The 2,496-nt window shown below is 52.5% G+C and carries 2 protein-coding genes; one reads left to right on the top strand and one right to left on the bottom strand.

Annotation, left to right across the window (positions count from 1 at the left end):
- A partial coding sequence (locus JX312_RS12200; RefSeq protein ID WP_204458174.1) for a diacylglycerol kinase family protein occupies nt 1-986 on the top strand: 986 nt, incomplete at its 5' end.
- A 26-nt stretch (nt 987-1,012) separates the two neighbouring features.
- Here the strand turns inward: JX312_RS12200 and JX312_RS12195 are convergent.
- A partial coding sequence (locus JX312_RS12195; protein WP_204458171.1) for a hypothetical protein occupies nt 1,013-2,496 on the bottom strand: 1,484 nt, incomplete at its 5' end.

The following is a 2,496-nucleotide window of genomic DNA, read 5'->3' as shown; positions in this document are numbered from 1 at the left end:
TGGCAAAAAAAATCAGCATAATGCGTCCGAAATGTCTTCTCATAATCAATCCTGTTTCTGGAACTGCCTCCAAGAAAGGAGTGGCGGCAAAATGCGTGCGCCGTCTCGGGCGCGAGGGGATTGATGTGGAGGTGCTTTATACAGAAGGTCCCGGAGATGCATCTCGGTTTGCTGCAGAGGCGGCACGCAAGGAGTATCTCGGTGTGATTGCGGCAGGAGGCGACGGGACGGTGAATGAGGTCGCTTCCTCTCTCAGAGGCACGGCAACCGCACTCGGCATCATACCTCTCGGTTCCGGCAACGGACTGGCGCGTCATCTCGGGTTGTCTACTGATGTCAGCGAGGCTCTTGATGTCATAGTGCGAAGATACATACTCGCCTGCGACTCCTGCGAAGTCAACGGCCGCCCCTTCTTCTGCACGTTCGGTCTCGGTTTTGATGCTGCCGTGAGCGAGAAGTTCGCCCGTTCGCGCCAGCGGGGATTGATAAATTATATGCGAAGTGCCTTGGGTGAGTATCTGAAATTTCAGCCCGAGGAATATGAGATTGACGCCGACGGACATCTGTTCAGGTTGAAGGCGTTCATAGTGGCGGCATGCAACGCATCGCAATACGGAAACAATGTGTTTATCGCCCCGATGGCTTCCATTCGCGACGGGTTGCTTGACATAACCCTGATTCATGCCGGAACGCCCCTGACTCGTGCCCGCGCCGGTGTCGAGCTCGTTACCGGAATGATAAAGAACAATATGATTATTCAGACATTAAGGGTTAAAAAGGCAACTATCCGTCGTCTTTCACCCGGCATTGCTCATGTCGACGGCGAACCGATAAGGCTCGGCGCCGAAATCAATGTGGAGTGTAATCACGGCGACCTCCTGATATTCACCACCGGTGAGAAGAAACCCTTCAGACCTCTGATTACGCCGTTTCAATATCTGCACCGGGAGATTCGCACGTGGTTCCGTTCCGTAATCGGCAGATGACCGTGTAAGCTGCGGATGAATCGGTATTACTCGGCGCGGATGACACCGGTGGAGATGGTGCGGTTGACAGAGAGGTTGTCGCGGGAGGTTTTCTTGCCGAAGTCGAACGACCAGCTGAGTTTTATGTATGCCGAGGCGCGTTCGGCAGGGGTGAATGTGGTGCCGGAATAGCGGTATTCCGGACTGTCAAGAGTGTATTTGTATACGGGATGTTTTGAAAAAGGATTGTTGGTGCCTGCTTCTGCGCGAAGCGCTTTGTGACTCCATGACACAGACAAGCCGTATCTCCAGGGTGATTTTACTGTTTTGCGGTCGTAGCCTGACATCTTCACAGGTGTTTCCATGCGGATGTTGATCGAAAAATCTCCGATGTAATATGCTGCCTGCACGTTCCCTTTCCAGCAGCCGGTAGAGACATCCGCCACTTTGGAATAGCGATTGTAAAACCATCCTCCTGTTGCCTGAAGATTGAAACGGGAAGCAGGTATCCATGTTGCCGAAAGAGATGCGTCAAGTTGATGCCACCTGCCATCAGGAAGCCAGGATTCCAGAAGTTTGCCGGATTCGAAGGAATACGATGCCATCGGAAGTCGGTAGGCTCCGTTATAAATTGCGATTGCCTGCAGATTCACGTTTCTTATGCCGATGCCGTATGCCGCCATGAACCGCATTATCCCTGTCTGCTTCAGGTCGGGATTTCCCCGTTTGATATGCCAGATGTTCACTTGTTGCGTGGCAGTGGACATCATGGAAAGCTGGGGAAAGGAGTTGCCGTAGAGCGCAAGAAGCTGCACATATTGCTTTTGCGCGGGCTGAACGGTGAGGGCTATCTGTGCCCGGGGTGCAACGTAGCTGACAAGGTCTTTGCCATGAAGGCGATAGAACTGCGCGGACATGCCCGGTGCCACGCGCAGAGTGGCGATGCCCCATAGAGGATGCATGTATTCTGCGAAAAGAAGGGATTCCGATGACCATAGATGCTGCCATGACTCATTGTTGCCATAATAATTTGCGGAGCTGACATTATAAAATTCCGACAGTTTCAATATAAACTGATTGCCTCTGCTGAATTTCTTGACATACGTGACATCGGCTGTAAAGTTATAATAATCTTCTGAAGTGGATGATAATATATCTTCTCCCGATTCCAGATACCGGTAGGCATAATGATTGCGGGTTGACGTGGCGCTTGCGGAGGCTTCCAGGAATTGCTCCCGGGGAAGATTGAAGCTGCCGCTGAGACCAAGACTATATTTGAAGCTGCGCGATGAGGACGTTTTGTCGGATACTGCTGACGGCACATCGCTCTCCAGACCGGAATATACGAGAGATGAAGCTTCGGAGTCTTCGGGAGTGGCGGCGCGCACGAAGCTGAGGGTGGCTCTCAAGGTGCGTCTGTCGTTTTTGTTCCTGACGCGGAACTGGGCATATTGGGAGTTTTTGCGGAGATGAGAAGGGTGATCTCCTGCCGGTGTCCTCGACACAGTGACGGAGGCGGGGTGATTGGGGG

Origin of the sequence: Barnesiella sp. CU968 (assembly GCF_905219685.1) — a bacterium.
Classification (GTDB): Bacteria; Bacteroidota; Bacteroidia; order Bacteroidales; family Muribaculaceae; genus Lepagella; species Lepagella muris_A.
The sequence above is the reverse complement of the archived record's forward strand: the minus strand, read 5'-3'. Positions and strand labels throughout refer to the sequence as shown.